Below are 15,451 nucleotides of genomic sequence, written 5' to 3' on the forward strand. Positions count from 1 at the left end.
CGCGGACGACGATCAGGACTTCTAACTGGGCCGTCAGTACGCCCGTATCGACACAGTTTTAAGCTGTCTTTCGACAACTTCACAGTGGGTGCTTGAAGCACAGCTTCCAGCATATGCTCAAGTTAAGAATCGGCACATGCCGTTCTGACAGATACTCCGCTGGCTCCACCAACATCTTTTTCAAAGAGATCTATCAATCTCTGCCGAAACTCTCCCAGACAATCCAGCAGGACATGAGAGTCAGCCAGATGCAGTGCACTATCGCTAAGCGAGTTAACACTCTCCATGAGCCCGTCAGAGGCATACCGCCCCTCCCAAACAAGATCGAACACGTCATTTCCGAGTGCAGCCTGACCCCTTGGGCTCTGATGCTCTTTTTCGAAAAAGGACTCAAATCGCAGTAAGTTCCCAGACGGGATCTCTTCAGCCACCCGATTCGCAAACTCAACCAACTGTGGTTCAGCAAAGGTATATAGCCAGGCATTAGCTCCGCATCGTGCTGTAATCCTCAAAATGCGACCCAGCACCTGCCGGAAGTAAAGCTCTGTTGTGATCCGGCTGAGATGGCAGCACACCTGCAAACGGGGAATGTCGGTGCCTTCGCTGATCATTCCGACGCTGACGATCCATTCCTGCGAGCCACGCCGGAACTGATCAATGATCGTGCCGGCGTTCTTATGTTTGTAGGTCACAATACTCGCGGATTTGCCGAAGCCATGCTGAAGCAGCGCCGCAATTTTTTCCGCATGAGCAATCGAGGACGCAACAACCAACCCGCCAGCATCAGGGTTGCTGACGCGCAAGCGGTCAAGTTGTTCGCAAGCTAGAGAAAGGCAAAAACGCAACGCCTCCGGGTTATGGAGCAACTGCTGGTAGCGCGCATCGCTATTTGCGAAAAGCTCCTGCAAGCCAGAATACAGTGACTCTTCCTGCTCCTGCTTAAGAGCCAGACGGTCATTGTCGACGAGAACGATTGAGGGCTTCCGGCATACTCCATCCAGAACAGCCTCCTTCAACCCGTAGACATAATCGCACTGAATCTCACCGGCTGGGTCGCTGTATTCCGCGAGCACAATGGGCCGCTTGTCAGACCGCCAAGGTGTTCCAGTCAGGGCAAGCGTGAATGCCGCTCGGTGTTGAATTCTGACAAGGATCTCTTGCCCCCAGGAGTTAACGCCGCCTTGGTCGCTACCCGCACAGTGATGTATCTCATCGAATACCACCAACACGCGATGCGTCTCAAAGAGACTCCAGAAATCCTCGCCCAGCGTTCTCATGCTCTGATAGGTATAGGCCCCGCCAACCGCACCGATACGCCCGTCGAACCGCTTGTTGAGTTTCCTCTGGAACGTAGTCTCTAGCCCTTTAGTTACCGCTACCGAAGGAGCAAAACAGAGCACAAAGTCGATCTGGCCGCTCTCCAGCAGTCTCGCCGCTAGCTCTGCCGCCATGGTGGTTTTTCCAGCCCCCGGTGTAGCCAGACACAGGAAGTGTCTTTTCCAACGATAAGTGTCCATAGCGCTGACTACACAAGCGCTTTGCCACTGACGGAGCTTCATTCGGTGAAGCCTGATTGTTTCAGCAGGTTGTTAATTGCTCTGACCTGCCCCATCAGCTCGGAGCTACGCTCTCGAGCACTGCGATACATTGGCTCAATCTGTTTCTTCAGGTGAGGGTAATCGGTGGCGAGTTGCTGATACTCTTTACATTCACCAGCGCAGGCCAACATATCGACCTGGTACTGACTCAGTTTCGATTTCAGGTCACTGACTTGGGGTAAGTCCTCAACTGCATCTCTAGCTCGCTTAGACGGTCTGGCGGGTCTGTGAAAGGGGTAGTCATTTCTGAACGACTCGGTCACTTTGTAAATCGAAGATTTCCCATCAACCTGATCACTTTTGACTAGGTATCCCTTCTTGCTCAGCGGAAGGATTCTGCGGTAGAGCCATCGTCGTAACTCCGTGCTGGTCGCGCACTCGCCAAGCCCAAAAAGGGACTCATAACCGTCCCGTAAGCTCGTCATCGTAAATTCGTTAAATGCGCTATCCGACAGGATCTCGCGTAACTCACGGATGACTTTCAGTTTTTTTTGCTTCATTGCACACCATCAGGCCGCTAAGCCCCTGATACGCGGGGCGCTGACAAAACATCTTTCTGTTGGCGTTCTGTAGACATCACCTGCAGCAAGACTTAGGATTCCTAAGTATACCTAAACGCACAAAACTTAGACAATCTAAGTCCCGAGGCAGATTCAGATGATCGTCCAGTGCAGAGTAATAACCCTTTACCCCAGCGGCTTCGCCAAGCGAGAGAAGAGTCTGGTATTAGCCAGAAAGAGCTGGGGATTCGTGCCGGCCTAGAACCAAGTTCCGCGAGCAGCCGCATGAATCACTACGAGAAAGGGCGTCATATGCCGGATTACGAGACTCTGGAGCGTCTTGCGAAGGAATTAGATAAACCTGTCGCCTACTTTTTCTGTGAGAAAGAGTCTGTTGCTAAGCTGCTTTGTATACTCGACAAGCTGCCTGAAGCTGAGCGGCAAGAATTGCTTACAACGTACGAACAACTGCTACAAACCAAAGAATAGGCGTCAGCCAGCCAGAGCTACCAAGCGAGCAAACTAATTAATAGCCGAAACGAATAGCCAGTTCGATTGTGTAGGCAGGCGACCGAATTGCGAGGAAGTCGAGATTAGAAGACCAAGAGTTTCTAGCTTCGCTAATGCCACCATTCTTTGAATGGCGCTCATACACCGGTGGCTGTTTATTCCATAGTAGATTCTTGGAATCGTATGCGTATGATTGAATAGTGAAATACGGTCAGCTTCCACATATGCAAAAATCTACTGGTTTGTTGCAAGCTTCGCAGTTTGAAGACAACACGCCCTTGTTTAAGTCACGATGATTGATTAGGTTTTTTATCTCTTTCTTCAAATCACTTCTTATATCTCTCAATTCTTCAATTGATTTGGCTAGGAGGAGTACCTCAGGATCAACTTTTAGATCATTTTTATATCTATCCTTTATCTCTGTTATTTCACTTTGTTTCGATTCCAGCTCTCTTTCAAGGCGGCTAATTTCATCTCGAAGCTTGATTGTAGCTTCGGCTCTTTGATTTTGTTCGAACCGTAATTCTTTATCCTTTGCTTTGATTAAATTATTAAGATCAGCAATTTTCTTTTTGTCCTCTTCCGACTCGAATTTGTAGCTTGCTACCTTTATTTTAAGGTTATCCTCCTGTTTCTTCCGCTCTCGCAGAACGGCATCTTGGATTCTTTTATCATATTTTCGAGACAACTCTTTTTCCATTTGCGATTCTGTCTTAGAGTTATCTTTTCTGACTTTACTCAGCTCTTTTCTTAAACTGTTTCTTTCTAAGAAAAACTTATTACTTTCCTTCAGTATTTCTTTTACCCTGTCTTCATGGGACTTCTCGATTTCTATTTTTATTTTTTTTAACTCATCGATCTTATCTACAATAAGATCCGCTACTGATTGTCCGTAACGTTTCTTAATCGAATCATGGAAATGACTCAAGCTGCTCTGAAGTGCATCGATTTCTTTGTCCTTTGCTTGCAGCTCTCCCTTTAGATAGGAATTTCTATCGTCTATAGATTTCAATCTGGACTTTAGCTCTGCGTTTTCTTTCTCTAAATCATCAATTCTTGATATTGAGGAAGTAGTCTGTTCATTACTCGACATGATCATTACCTATTGGTTTATTTTTTCCGCGACCTGCGAAAAGCGTCGAAACCGTGAACGCCATCGTCTCTGGCTTTGCTAAAAAATGCGACTATTTGCAACAGGCAGCAAAATAGAACTTACGGAAGCCCGAGAAACTTTTCTTAGGTTTCTTATATGCTTTTAAAGGTCATGCGGTTGAGAACCCTTCTGAATCATCCGGTAGTCAATGAGCTTACGTTAACATAGTGTGTACGGATACTAGCCAACTGCAACATCAGCCTGGCCCGATCAGTCCTTCTCAAATTGACAACCACCCATCCTAACTGTACCGTGCTCAAAAGGATTTTTGAGTTTTCATTCGGTCAGTGGATGAGCGATGTCCCAGCTTTCGACACAGCTAGATCATATTGCACAACCCCAGCAGGAGCGGCTTGCCTATATCGAGTTCCGTCTGCTGTTTCTCGGCTGTGTAAATCGCGCTGATCTGGTTCGCCGCTTTGGACTGAAGGAGTCCGCCGCCTCCCGTGATCTGGCGCTCTACAAGCAACTAGCGGGCGACAACATCAGCTATGACACCGTTGATCGCACTTACCGGACCGGCAAGCAGCTCAAGCCACTATTCGATTACCAAGCCCAGCAGGTACTGACCGCCTTAGCCGAGGGCTTTGGCGATGATTTTGTCGCCAGTTGTAGCTCCATACTGCCGGTCGAACAGCCCAGCCGGTTGAATACCCCCAGCGTTGCGGTTCTAGCTCCCATCAGTCGGGCGCTGTTTAACGGTCGCAGGCTGAACGTCACCTACCGTTCACTCTCCAGTGGCCGCACTGAGCGCCCGTTGATTCCACTAACCCTGGTGGACAACGGCCTGCGCTGGCACTTACGCGCCTACGATCTACACCGCGATCGCTACGCCGACTTCGTGCTCAACCGGATCGAGCAGGCCGAAGAGTCCAGCACCAAGTCGGATCAAGCTCAGCTGCGTCAGCAAGACAGAGACTGGCAGCAGCAGTTGGAGCTGGTTCTGGTTCCCCATCCCGCGCTCACGCACCCCGACACCATCGCCTATGAATACGGCATGGCTGACAACCAGCTACGGCTATCTGTCCGTGCCGCACTGGCCGGTTATCTGCTGCGACGCTGGAATGTGGACTGCACAACCGATCATCGCCTGCACGGCCCCGAATATCACCTCTGGCTGCAGAACGCCGCAACACTGCAGGCGTTAGCCAGCGACGCCTTACCCAATCTCACGCTCGCTCCCGGCTTTCTGCCGGTTGGAGCCGAGCAACATACCCCGTTATCAGAACAGCGTGCTCACCCCGAGACGCCAAGAGGATCTGTATGAACACCACCGAACAGCAGTTTCTGAAGGAACTGGACGACAAACTCTGGAAAGCCGCCGACAAACTTCGCGCCAACCTCGACGCCGCCAACTACAAGCACATCGTGCTGGGGCTGATCTTCCTCAAGTACGTCTCCGATGCCTTTGAGGAACGCCAGCAACAGTTGCTGGAGCTGTTTCAGCAGGAGGATGACGACAATCTCTACTACCTGCCGCGCGAAGACTACGACAGCGATGCTGAGTACCAAGAGGCGCTGCGTGAGGAGCTGGAGCAGCAGGACTACTACGCCGAAGCCAACATCTTTTGGGTGCCCAAGCACGCCCGCTGGATCACGCTGAAAGAGAAGGCGATTCTTCCGGTCGGTTCGGTGCTGTGGAAGGACGAAGCCGGTAATGAGGTGAAGCTGCGCTCCGTCTCCTGGCTGATCGACAACGCGCTGGAAGAGATCGAGAAGAGCAACGCCAAGCTCAAGGGCATCCTCAACCGCATCAGCCAGTACCAGTTGGATAACGACAAGCTGATCGGCCTGATCAACTCCTTCTCCGATACCTCCTTCTCCAACCCGGTGTTCAAAGGCGAAGCCCTTAACCTGCACAGCAAGGATATTCTCGGCCATGTGTACGAATACTTCCTCGGCCAGTTCGCCCTCGCCGAAGGCAAGCAGGGTGGCCAGTATTACACCCCGAAGAGCATCGTTACCCTGATCGTCGAGATGCTGGAACCCTACAGCGGGCGCGTCTACGACCCGGCGATGGGTTCGGGCGGCTTCTTCGTCTCCTCCGACAAGTTCATTGAGGAGCACGCCGCCGAGCAGCACTACGATCCTGCCGAGCAGCGCAAGCACATCTCGGTCTACGGTCAAGAATCCAACCCCACCACCTGGAAACTGGCCGCCATGAACATGGCGATCCGGGGCATCGACTTCAACTTCGGCAAGAAGAACGCCGACAGTTTCCTCGACGACCAGCACCCGGACCTGCGCGCCGACTTCGTGATGGCCAACCCGCCGTTCAACATCAAGGACTGGTGGAGCGAGTCGCTGGCCGATGACGTGCGCTGGAAGTACGGCACCCCGCCCAAGGGTAATGCCAACTTCGGCTGGATACAGCACATGCTGCACCACCTCGCCCCCACAGGCAGCATGGCGCTGCTGCTGGCCAATGGCTCCATGAGCTCCAACACCAACAACGAGGGCGAGATCCGCAAGCGCCTGATCGAAGAGGATCTGGTGGAGTGTATGGTGGCCCTGCCGGGGCAGCTGTTTACCAATACCCAGATCCCCGCCTGTATCTGGTTCCTAACCAAGGACAAGAGCGGCAAAGTTGGCAAGAAGCACGACCGCCGCGATGACATCCTGTTTATCGACGCCCGCAATCTCGGCTACATGAAAGATCGTGTACTGCGTGACTTCACCACCGACGACATCCGCAAGGTGGCCGACACTTTCCATGCATGGCAGCAGGGCGAAGGCTACGAAGACGTACCCGGATTCTGCGCTTCCGTGGACTTTCAGGAGGTCGCCAAGCACGACTTCGTACTGACACCGGGCCGTTATGTGGGCGCACCGGATCAGGAGGACGACGGCGAACCCTTTGCCGACAAGATGGCGCGGTTGACCGAGCAGTTGAAGGCCCAGTTTGACGAGAGCGACCGATTGGAAGCGGCGATCAAATGCAATCTGGGAGGGCTGGGTTATGAGTGCTGATTGGCCTCTAAAACGCATCTCCGAAGTTGCGCAGTTTTTGAACAATAAGCGCGTGCCCCTGAAGAGCTTGGACAGAGAAAAGAGACAAGGTCAGTACCCTTATTATGGGGCTTCAGGCATCGTTGATCACATCGACGACTTTATTTTCGACGGGACTTATCTTCTGATTTCTGAAGACGGTGAAAACCTTCGAACACGGAACACCCCCATAGCCTTTAAGGCTCATGGGAAGTTCTGGGTGAACAACCATGCGCATATTTTGGGAGAAAAAGAGGAAGGAATTCTCGATTACCTCGAGTACTACTTTTCGCAGCTAGACCTTACGCCTTATATCACAGGGGCTGTGCAGCCGAAGCTAAATAAAGCAAATCTCGACCGGATCGAGATTCCAGTGCCACCTCACCACGAGAGACTTGAGATCAATCGAGTTCTCAACGACCTTACCGACAAAATCCAGCTCAACCACCAGATCAACCAAACCCTTGAACAGATGGCGCAGGCGATCTTCAAGAGCTGGTTTGTCGACTTCGAGCCGGTCAAGGCCAAGATCGCCGTGCTGGAAGCTGGCGGTAGCGCCGCCGATGCCGAACTGGCCGCCATGCAGGCGATCAGCGGTAAAGACGCTGATCTACTCGCCCAGATGGCCGCCGAAAAGCCCGAGCAGTACGCCGAACTCCAAGCCACCGCCGCGCTGTTCCCTACTGCGATGCATAACAGTGAGTTGGGGGAGATACCGGAGGGGTGGTCGGTTTCTGCCCTAGGAGACATTGCCAAAATAGTTAAGGGGAAGTCCTACAAAAGCGCCGAGCTATCGAACTCGGCAACAGCGTTGGTAACTCTTAAATCCTTTAACAGGGGCGGAGGCTACAGGCTTGATGGTCTCAAAGAGTACACAGGGAAATACAAGCCCGAGCAAGAGGTGTCAGCAGGAGATCTGATCATCTCCTATACCGATGTGACACAAGCCGCTGACGTGATTGGAAAGCCCGCCATGGTTATCGGCGATGCTCGATACGAACACCTAGTAATATCTCTTGATGTGGCGGTCGTAAGGCCTCAAGACGATAGCTTAAAGCCATATCTTTATGGGCTAGCCAAAACAGACGACTTTCAGTTTCACACAAAGTCGTTCACGACTGGTACGACGGTATTGCACTTGGCTAAAAATGCCGTGCCTGATTACCAATTCCCTCTGCCAACCAAAAACCTAACAGACGCTTACGCTAGTCAGGTCAAACCACTATTTTCTTTGATCGATAACCAAATTCAAGAAGGTCGCTCATTGGAAGAGCTGCGTGATGCTCTCCTACCGAAGCTCCTCTCCGGCGAACTTACTCTTCCCGAAGCGGAAAACCAGTTACAGGACGTAGCCAATGTTTAAGATCGACCCGCAGCAGAACAGTATCTCCCTGTTGGACGCCAAACGCCCCGCTCTGTTGACGCCAAGCAAGAGTGCTATAGTGCTGCGAGCAACTATAAGGCTGAAACAATGATCGAACAATTTTCAATCAACAACAGCGGCCCTATCTCTGTGGCAAATGGGCGACAGCTAGGTAAAATAAACCTATTAATTGGTGCAAACAGCTGCGGCAAAACTTGGCTGCTAAAGACGCTTTACTGCGTAATGCGCTCTCAGGAAGAGTTTGGGCGAGGACACGACAATCGTGATTTTCACGAGGTTCTGAGCGATAAGCTCTATTGGACCTTTCAGAGCCAGAATTTAGGTGACCTAGTTAGGCGAGGGAAGGGAAATCGCCTTAATGTTGATGTCAGCATGCACGACAGAAAAAGGCTGGCTTTTAGCTTTGGTCCAGACACGAGCAAACAAGTTAAACCCAGCACCAATACGTTACCTCTGCGTGAAGATAATTCTATTTTCCTGCCGCCTAAAGAGGTGCTATCGCTATGGCATGTCATTCTTAAAAGCGCTGTACAGAATCGTGAGTTTGGATACGATTCTACTTACGCCGACCTAGTGCTAGCACTGCAAAACCCTCCTCAGGCTGGCCGAAATTACGATAGTTTTGCTAAATCACGCAAAAAATTAGAAGAAATGTTTCAGGGGCGTGTTGTCTTTGAAGATCAGCAATGGCTATACCGGCAAGGGAATTCAAAGTTCTCGATTCATAGCACTGCGGAAGGCATCAAAAAAGTCGCAATACTGGATACCTTACTGGGGAATCGCTTTTTGACTCCCGGATCGGTGATATTCATTGACGAACCTGAATCTGCACTCCACCCGACAGCAATCGTTCAGCTACTGGACATCTTGCATATGCTGGCCGAACAAGGCATCCAGATATTCATATCGTCCCACTCCTACTATGTCATCAAAAAAATGCTGCTGATAGCCCGGCATCATCAGCTCCAAATACCCTGTTTCATTGCCGATGCTGACGGTCACTGGGATCAGAGCTGCCTGTTACAGGATGGGTTGCCCGATAATGACATCATCAACGAGTCCGTTCATTTGTTTGAGCAGGAGTTCGAGGGCATCGGATGATTACCATTACGGAATCAGGGGTAGATTTCGGCCCCTTTGAAGAAGAGAGTGTCTTTCGCGTCGAAAAATCCCCATCGGTCACTAGCCTCAAGGGTATAAAGACCTGTGAGTTCGCTTGGTGGAGAAATGATGGTAATCAACTGGCCTTCATCGAAGCTAAAAGCTCGATTCCTAATAGTCGTAGAAGCCCAGATGAGTTTGAGGAATATTTTATCAGCATGCTGGAGAAGTTTGACAACTCTCTGCAGGTATTGCTGATTGGCACTCAAGGCCGGCGCGATAAACTCTCAGCAGAACTGGGTAACGAGATTGCGGTGCTGAATTGGCAACAAGCTCAAATACTGTTCTATCTCGTCATCCCTGCTGTACCAAAGGAATACCTTAGTCCACTGACAGATAAGCTGAGGACGACGCTCAGCAGGCAACTAACAATATGGCAGGCAAATGCCTTTGTGATTAACGAACAAATGGCAAGAGAAAAAGGATTGCTAGTAGAAGCGGCTTAATTCCTGTTTACATGCTCAGAGCCTCTTTTACCGTGTTAATTAGCCTGTTAATAAAAGGGAAGCTGTGATTCTGCTCCACGCCACTCGCAAACTGTTCGAGCGCCTGCCCTTGGGAGAACAGGGGCTTTTGGAGGCAACGCCACGCAGCGAGTGGCTGTTTGAGGCAGAGTCTATCGAGGCCAATCCGCTCAGTGGCTGGCACGGCAATGTGGTGACTTACCAGCGGCGCAATTGCTTGCTGCTGGTGAATGATGAGACTCGTTTCCCCCTGTTCCTGCCTGCGTTAACCAAGCCGGACTTCGCTGAACTGAACGACCGCTTCGTTGATGCACTGATGAATACTCTGCTCAAGTGCGGTGCAGATCAGGATCAGTTGGATGCAGCACAGCGACTTTTGCGACCGCTTCAGATAGACACCCTATGCAATCGCTCGGCACAGGCGACCCTTAACCGGATGAGTCAAGAGCTTGAGCACGCCTTGCATTACGACAACATCAATGTTGCTGAAATCACCGGCTACCGCCAAGGCGCATGGCTGGCGCAAACACCACGCAACGTGAAGGGCCAAGGGGTGCTGTGGCCGCAGAAGGCGATGTTGGAGCTGCTTTCAGGCTTGGCACAGGGCTCGAAGCCGCAGGATGATAACCAACGTGAGGAGGCAACTACTTCTCTTCACGCGATAAGGGACTGACTGATGAACGAAGATCAGCTGGAACAGCTCTGCCTGGAATGGTTTGCCGAGAACGGTTGGGAGATCGCCCATGGGCCGGACATCGCTCACGATGGCCCAGTGCCTGAGCGGCAGAACTACAACCAGGTTGTGCTGCTGGCTGATCTGGAAGCAGGCATTCGCCGCATCAATCGTCACCTGCCGGATAGTGCCATTGAGCAAGCTGTCGCTCAGGTATTGAAGCCGGAAAGCCTCGATGTGGTAGTCAGTAACCGAGCCTTCCATCGGCTGCTGCTGGAAGGCGTCCCTGTCGAGTACAAGCGCGACGACAAACAGGTACACGACCACGCGCTGCTAATCGACTTCGATAACATCGACAGCAACCGCTTTCGCGCTATCAATCAATTCACCATTCAAGGCAGTAAACAACTGCGCCGCCCGGATGTGATCTGCTTTATCAACGGCCTCCCTATTGCGGTGCTGGAACTGAAGAGCCCCTCGGCGGAAAACGCCGACATCTGGGATGCGTTCAACCAGATTCAGACCTACAAGGACGAAATCGGCGACCTGTTCGTCTACAACGAGGCGTTGGTGGTCAGTGATGGTTACACCGCTCGTGTCGGCTCGCTGACAGCCAATCAGGAGCGTTTCCTGCCCTGGCGTACCATCAAGCACGAAGACGACAAACCGCTACTGGAATGGCAGCTGGAAACACTGGTGCGCGGTTTCTTCGACCGTGAGCTGCTGCTCGATTACATCCGCTACTTCGTGCTGTTTGAAACGGACTCCGACAAGCTGATCAAGAAGATCGCCGGTTACCACCAGTTCCATGCAGTGCGTGAGGCGGTGTCAGCCACAGTGATTGCGGCACAGGCCGTGGATGGAGTGGCCGAGCGGCGAGCAACCTACAACAGTCAGGTGGTGCCCGGAAGCAAGAAGGCTGGGGTGGTCTGGCATACCCAGGGCTCCGGCAAGAGTATCTCCATGTGCTGCTACGCCGGTAAGTTGCTACAGCAATCAGAGATGAACAACCCGACCCTGATTGTGGTGACGGATCGCAACGACCTGGATGGACAACTGTTCAAGACCTTCACCGACTCCAAAGAGCTACTACGCCAGACACCGGTGCAAGCAGACGACCGGGACAAGCTGCGCCAACTGCTGGCAGAGCGAGAGTCCGGTGGAATCATCTTCACTACGGTGCAGAAGTTCGCCCTACTGGCCGAGGAGAACCATCACCCAATCCTGAACCAGCGGCACAATATCGTGGTGATCTCGGATGAGGCTCATCGCAGTCAGTACGGCCTGAAGGCGACCCTGAAACAGGACGGCACCTACAAGTTCGGCTACGCCAAGCATATGCGTGATGCGCTACCCAACGCCGCCTTTATCGGCTTCACCGGCACACCTATCGCCAGTGAAGACAAAGACACCCGTGCGGTGTTCGGTGATTACGTCTCCATCTACGACATTCAGGATGCGGTTGAAGACGGTGCGACGGTGCCGATCTATTACGAATCCCGTCTGGCCAAGCTGGATCTCAACCATGCCAAGATCGAACAGCTCTCTGAGCAAGTCGATGAAGTCGTTGAGGATGAAGAAGATGCCAGCGCCCGTGAAAAGACCAAGGGCGAATGGAGTCGTCTGGAGAAGTTGGTCGGTGCCGAGCCTCGCCTGAAGCAGGTCGCTGAGGATTTGGTCGAGCACTTCGAAACGCGCACCGCCAGCATGGATGGCAAGGCGATGATCGTTGCCATGAGTCGCGACATCTGTGCACAACTCTACAACGCCATAGTTGAGCTTCGCCCCGAATGGCATGACCCTGACCCCGAAAAAGGCGCGATCAAAATCGTGATGACCGGTTCGGCGTCAGACAAGCCGTTGCTGCAGCCCCATATCTACAACAAGCAGACCAAGAAGCGGCTGGAAAAGCGTTTTAAGGATCTGAACGATCCGCTCAGGCTGGTGATCGTACGAGACATGTGGCTGACCGGCTTTGATGCGCCGTGCTGTCACACCATGTACGTCGACAAGCCGATGAAGGGCCACAATCTGATGCAGGCTATCGCCCGCGTGAACCGGGTGTTCAAGAACAAGCCCGGTGGATTGGTGGTGGACTACATCGGTATTGCCAACGAGCTAAAGCAAGCACTCAAGACCTACACCGACTCCAAGGGTAAAGGTGCGCCGACCCACAGCGCAGAAGAGGCGTTCGCCATCCTGCTGGAGAAGCTCGACATCATCCACGGCATGTTTGCCAAGGGGCCGAAAAGCGACGGCTTTGACTACAGCGGTTTCGAGACGGAAGCGCACAAGTTGCTGGTCCCATCGGCCAACTACATCCTTGGCCTGGAGGACGGCAAGAAGCGCTTCCTCGATACCGTGCTGGCGCTGACTAAAGCGTACTCGTTGTGTAGCACCCTGGACGCTGCCCGCGAATACCACAAAGAGATCGCCTTCCTGTCAGCCGTCAAAGCAGCAATCACCAAGCACACTAGCGTGGATCGTAAGCTGACTCAGGAAGAAAAGAACTCCGCCCTTAAGCAGATACTCGACAACGCCGTAGTGGCGGAAGGAGTTGCCGACGTGTTCGCCCTTTGCGGCCTAGACAAGCCCAACATCGGCCTGCTGTCGGAAGAGTTCCTCGAAGACGTGCGCCAGATGCCCTACAAGAACCTGGCCGTTGAGCTTCTGGAGAAGCTGCTGAAAGACGACATCCGTGCCAAGACCCGCAACAACGTAGTGCAGGAGAAGAAGTACGCCGAGCGTCTGCAAGAGACGCTTCGCAAGTACAACAACCGAGGCATCGAAACCGCCCAGGTGATCGAAGAACTGATCGCCATGGCCAAGCAGTTCCAAGAAGAGATGGCCCGCGAAGCAGCAATGGGGCTTAACCCTGACGAAATAGCCTTCTACGACGCCCTAGCCAACAACGAGAGCGCCGTGCGAAAACTAGGCGATGAAATCCTCAAAAAGATCGCCGTCGAGATCACCGACAAATTGCGCAAATCCACCACCGTTGACTGGCAAGTGCGTGAGAGCGTTCGCGCCAAGCTGCGCATCCTCGTTCGGCGCACCTTGCAGCGTTACAAGTACCCGCCTGACCAGGCACCAGAGGCGGTGGAGTTGGTGCTCAAGCAGGCTGAAGTACTGTCTAGTGGGTGGGCGGCGTGAGTGATAACGGAAGAATCAGAGCAGCACTCCCTGAAGAATTGAAACCAGAATCTGGTGACTGGGCTTTTGTGGACCTTGGCTTCTCATCAAACAGCAAGAGTTGCGGTCTACTATTAGGCGATAGGCCGGCAACTTCCTTGAAGTTCTCAGAGTTAGCAGCGATTTTGTGCGAAGAGGTTCGCAAATATGGCCCTACACTCTACCTAGTGCTGGAAGCTCCGTTATCGGTTGCATTCAACAAAGATGGGAATCCAACGGGAAGGTCGGTTGAGAAGCGCGGCAGCCAACATCGATACTGGTATGTAGGGTTGGGCTGCAGCGTACTTGTCGCTGCAACCTACCTGCTCCGAAGCCTCGTCGAAGCTGAACCTCGACGTGATGTCCGCTTGGTAGAAGGCTTGGTCTCGTTTAAGCAGAAAGGCCAAGCATCGAACCATGAAGAGGATGTAGAGGCGCTCAAGCGCGTGATTTGGGAGCCGGAATCAGAAGCTGGAGCAATAGTGCCTCCGGATGGGCTAAGGCAGCATCCTTCGCACACGCTAGGCTCCGCGTTCAAAGTGGCTGGTATGGACTTGGGAACACCACCAGTTATTAATTGCCATTGAGTCATCCAAGATGGGGCAAGATATGACGAAAGATAATCGTATAGAGAGACGTAACAGCCCCCATAACATTATCGAAGAACAGGTTGGCTACAGAGATCGCAACGTTACGATTGACCGAGAAGTACTTGATGAAGTACTGCGGCAATCTGGCTTTGTCACAATAAATGACTTTTATGACTGGTACGTACATGAGTCCTTGAAAATAGGCCCAATGTTCGACATGAGCATTTATAGAAAAATAGGCTCTGTTGGAAGCCCATACCCTTGTATCCTAAAAAAACTGTTGGTTTCGATTAATTTTGAGTTTGAAGAAACTCTTGAAGATTATATTGCATCGAAATGGAACGAATTTCATGCGAATGAAAAAAAATCCTTGATAGGAAGTGTTTTAAATCCCCACGATCTAATTGCGCTTGGTCAAACTAAAGACATTAATAATGCAATCGCGAAGAATATAAAAGTATACGAGCATGCATTGAAAAATGGAATTTTCCCAAACACAGCTGAGTCAGAAGAATTAGTAAAGGAAATATCATCCGAAGAAAGAGACATAGGATGGTCTAATATAGCAAAAAAAATTAAAGAACTTGAACTTGAAAACTTAATCTTGGCTTTCTGTATTTTCAGCAACAAAAAAGACTCAAGCAATAATAGATTTTTCTACCAGCTAGGTGGTTTTCCATTAAAAGCTCTATGTCAAGCTTATTTTCATAATTCTAGCATGCCGGAAATTTCTCAATCAGAAGGACACAAAAGAGATTTTTTAGATAGGTTATTAGCTATTACTGAATGCCAGCATTACCCCCTTGGAGAGAATAATTTCGGATCGAAAAGTCATCGCGAATACATGATGAATCTAGAATCGAGCCAAAATTGTATCAATTCGATACCGAAGAGCAAACAGGAGAAGATTTACTTATTACAACAAGAGATTGAAGCGCACTCCCTTGAGATCGAACAGATAAAACTACGAATGGAAAATAAGCAGCGAGATCTTAATGATCTATATCGTGCTGAGGAAAGATTATCTTACCTTGAAAGAGTGGCGTTGATGGGGTACGAATATCGGCTCTCAGAAATAGCCCGATGTGAAAGAAGTATCGATTTTTTTCCTGACGAATTTTTGCTTGACAATGACCGACTTTTCACTCCGAAATCAGAAAAAACAAGACATTTTATTGCCTCTAAGCTGAAAAAATCAGCTCCGAAACGGCATAAACATACAAAAAATAATCTAGCAAGAAAAGAAAACATATGAAATC

The 15,451-nt window shown here is 51.1% G+C and carries 13 protein-coding genes; 10 read left to right on the forward strand and 3 right to left on the reverse strand.

Annotated elements, in window-relative coordinates; translation table 11 throughout:
- Window positions 1–122: 122 nt before the first annotated feature.
- Together JJQ76_RS16850 and JJQ76_RS16855 are read right to left on the reverse strand one after the other, a co-directional pair.
- Window positions 123–1,559, reverse strand: a complete 1,437-nt coding sequence (locus JJQ76_RS16850) for a DEAD/DEAH box helicase (protein WP_210398132.1) — start codon at window positions 1,557–1,559, stop codon at window positions 123–125.
- Entirely contained in the window at window positions 1,556–2,098 is a 543-nt protein-coding gene (locus tag JJQ76_RS16855) for a hypothetical protein (protein ID WP_210398133.1), read from the reverse strand. Before JJQ76_RS16855 ends, JJQ76_RS16850 begins: the two co-directional genes overlap by 4 nt.
- 168 nt (window positions 2,099–2,266) lie before the next feature.
- Between JJQ76_RS16855 and JJQ76_RS16860 the strand changes: the two genes are divergently transcribed.
- Window positions 2,267–2,587, forward strand: a complete 321-nt coding sequence (locus tag JJQ76_RS16860) for a helix-turn-helix domain-containing protein (RefSeq protein ID WP_210398134.1) — start codon at window positions 2,267–2,269, stop codon at window positions 2,585–2,587.
- Between the two features lie 232 nt (window positions 2,588–2,819).
- Here JJQ76_RS16860 and JJQ76_RS16865 read toward each other — a convergent pair whose 3' ends face one another.
- Window positions 2,820–3,701 carry a coiled-coil domain-containing protein gene (locus JJQ76_RS16865; protein WP_210398135.1) on the reverse strand — a complete coding sequence of 294 codons (882 nt, stop codon included), beginning with the start codon at window positions 3,699–3,701 and terminating at the stop codon, window positions 2,820–2,822.
- Window positions 3,702–4,059: 358 nt separating this feature from the next.
- Between JJQ76_RS16865 and JJQ76_RS16870 the strand changes: the two genes are divergently transcribed.
- The 9 genes from JJQ76_RS16870 to JJQ76_RS16910 all read left to right on the forward strand — a co-directional run bounded on the left by JJQ76_RS16870 (window position 4,060) and on the right by JJQ76_RS16910 (window position 15,447).
- A complete protein-coding gene (locus JJQ76_RS16870) occupies window positions 4,060–5,028 on the forward strand; it encodes a WYL domain-containing protein (RefSeq protein WP_210398136.1) in 969 nt (322 codons plus the stop codon).
- A complete protein-coding gene (locus tag JJQ76_RS16875; RefSeq protein WP_210398137.1) occupies window positions 5,025–6,731 on the forward strand; it encodes a class I SAM-dependent DNA methyltransferase in 1,707 nt (568 codons plus the stop codon). Before JJQ76_RS16870 ends, JJQ76_RS16875 begins: the two co-directional genes overlap by 4 nt.
- Window positions 6,721–8,112 carry a restriction endonuclease subunit S gene (locus tag JJQ76_RS16880; RefSeq protein ID WP_210398138.1) on the forward strand — a complete coding sequence of 464 codons (1,392 nt, stop codon included), beginning with the start codon at window positions 6,721–6,723 and terminating at the stop codon, window positions 8,110–8,112. The genes JJQ76_RS16875 and JJQ76_RS16880 overlap by 11 nt, the downstream gene beginning before the upstream one ends.
- Before the next feature lie 108 nt (window positions 8,113–8,220).
- On the forward strand, window positions 8,221–9,234 hold the full coding sequence (locus tag JJQ76_RS16885) for an ATP-binding protein (RefSeq protein ID WP_210398139.1): 1,014 nt from the start codon (window positions 8,221–8,223) through the stop codon (window positions 9,232–9,234).
- Complete coding sequence (locus JJQ76_RS16890) at window positions 9,231–9,740, forward strand: hypothetical protein (protein ID WP_210398140.1); 510 nt, start codon at window positions 9,231–9,233, stop codon at window positions 9,738–9,740. Before JJQ76_RS16885 ends, JJQ76_RS16890 begins: the two co-directional genes overlap by 4 nt.
- A 64-nt stretch (window positions 9,741–9,804) precedes the next feature.
- The gene (locus tag JJQ76_RS16895) at window positions 9,805–10,431 is read left to right on the forward strand and encodes a DUF6933 domain-containing protein (RefSeq protein WP_210398141.1); all 627 of its coding nucleotides are present in this window, start codon (window positions 9,805–9,807) and stop codon (window positions 10,429–10,431) included.
- A gap of 3 nt (window positions 10,432–10,434) precedes the next feature.
- Window positions 10,435–13,584 carry a type I restriction endonuclease subunit R gene (locus JJQ76_RS16900; RefSeq protein ID WP_210398142.1) on the forward strand — a complete coding sequence of 1,050 codons (3,150 nt, stop codon included), beginning with the start codon at window positions 10,435–10,437 and terminating at the stop codon, window positions 13,582–13,584.
- Window positions 13,581–14,189 carry a hypothetical protein gene (locus tag JJQ76_RS16905; RefSeq protein WP_210398143.1) on the forward strand — a complete coding sequence of 203 codons (609 nt, stop codon included), beginning with the start codon at window positions 13,581–13,583 and terminating at the stop codon, window positions 14,187–14,189. The genes JJQ76_RS16900 and JJQ76_RS16905 overlap by 4 nt, the downstream gene beginning before the upstream one ends.
- Window positions 14,190–14,211: 22 nt before the next feature.
- A complete protein-coding gene (locus JJQ76_RS16910; protein ID WP_210398144.1) occupies window positions 14,212–15,447 on the forward strand; it encodes a hypothetical protein in 1,236 nt (411 codons plus the stop codon).
- Window positions 15,448–15,451: the final 4 nt, after the last annotated feature.

Source organism: Motiliproteus sediminis (assembly GCF_017912535.1).
In the GTDB taxonomy this organism is placed as follows: Bacteria; Pseudomonadota; Gammaproteobacteria; order Pseudomonadales; family Balneatricaceae; genus Motiliproteus; species Motiliproteus sediminis.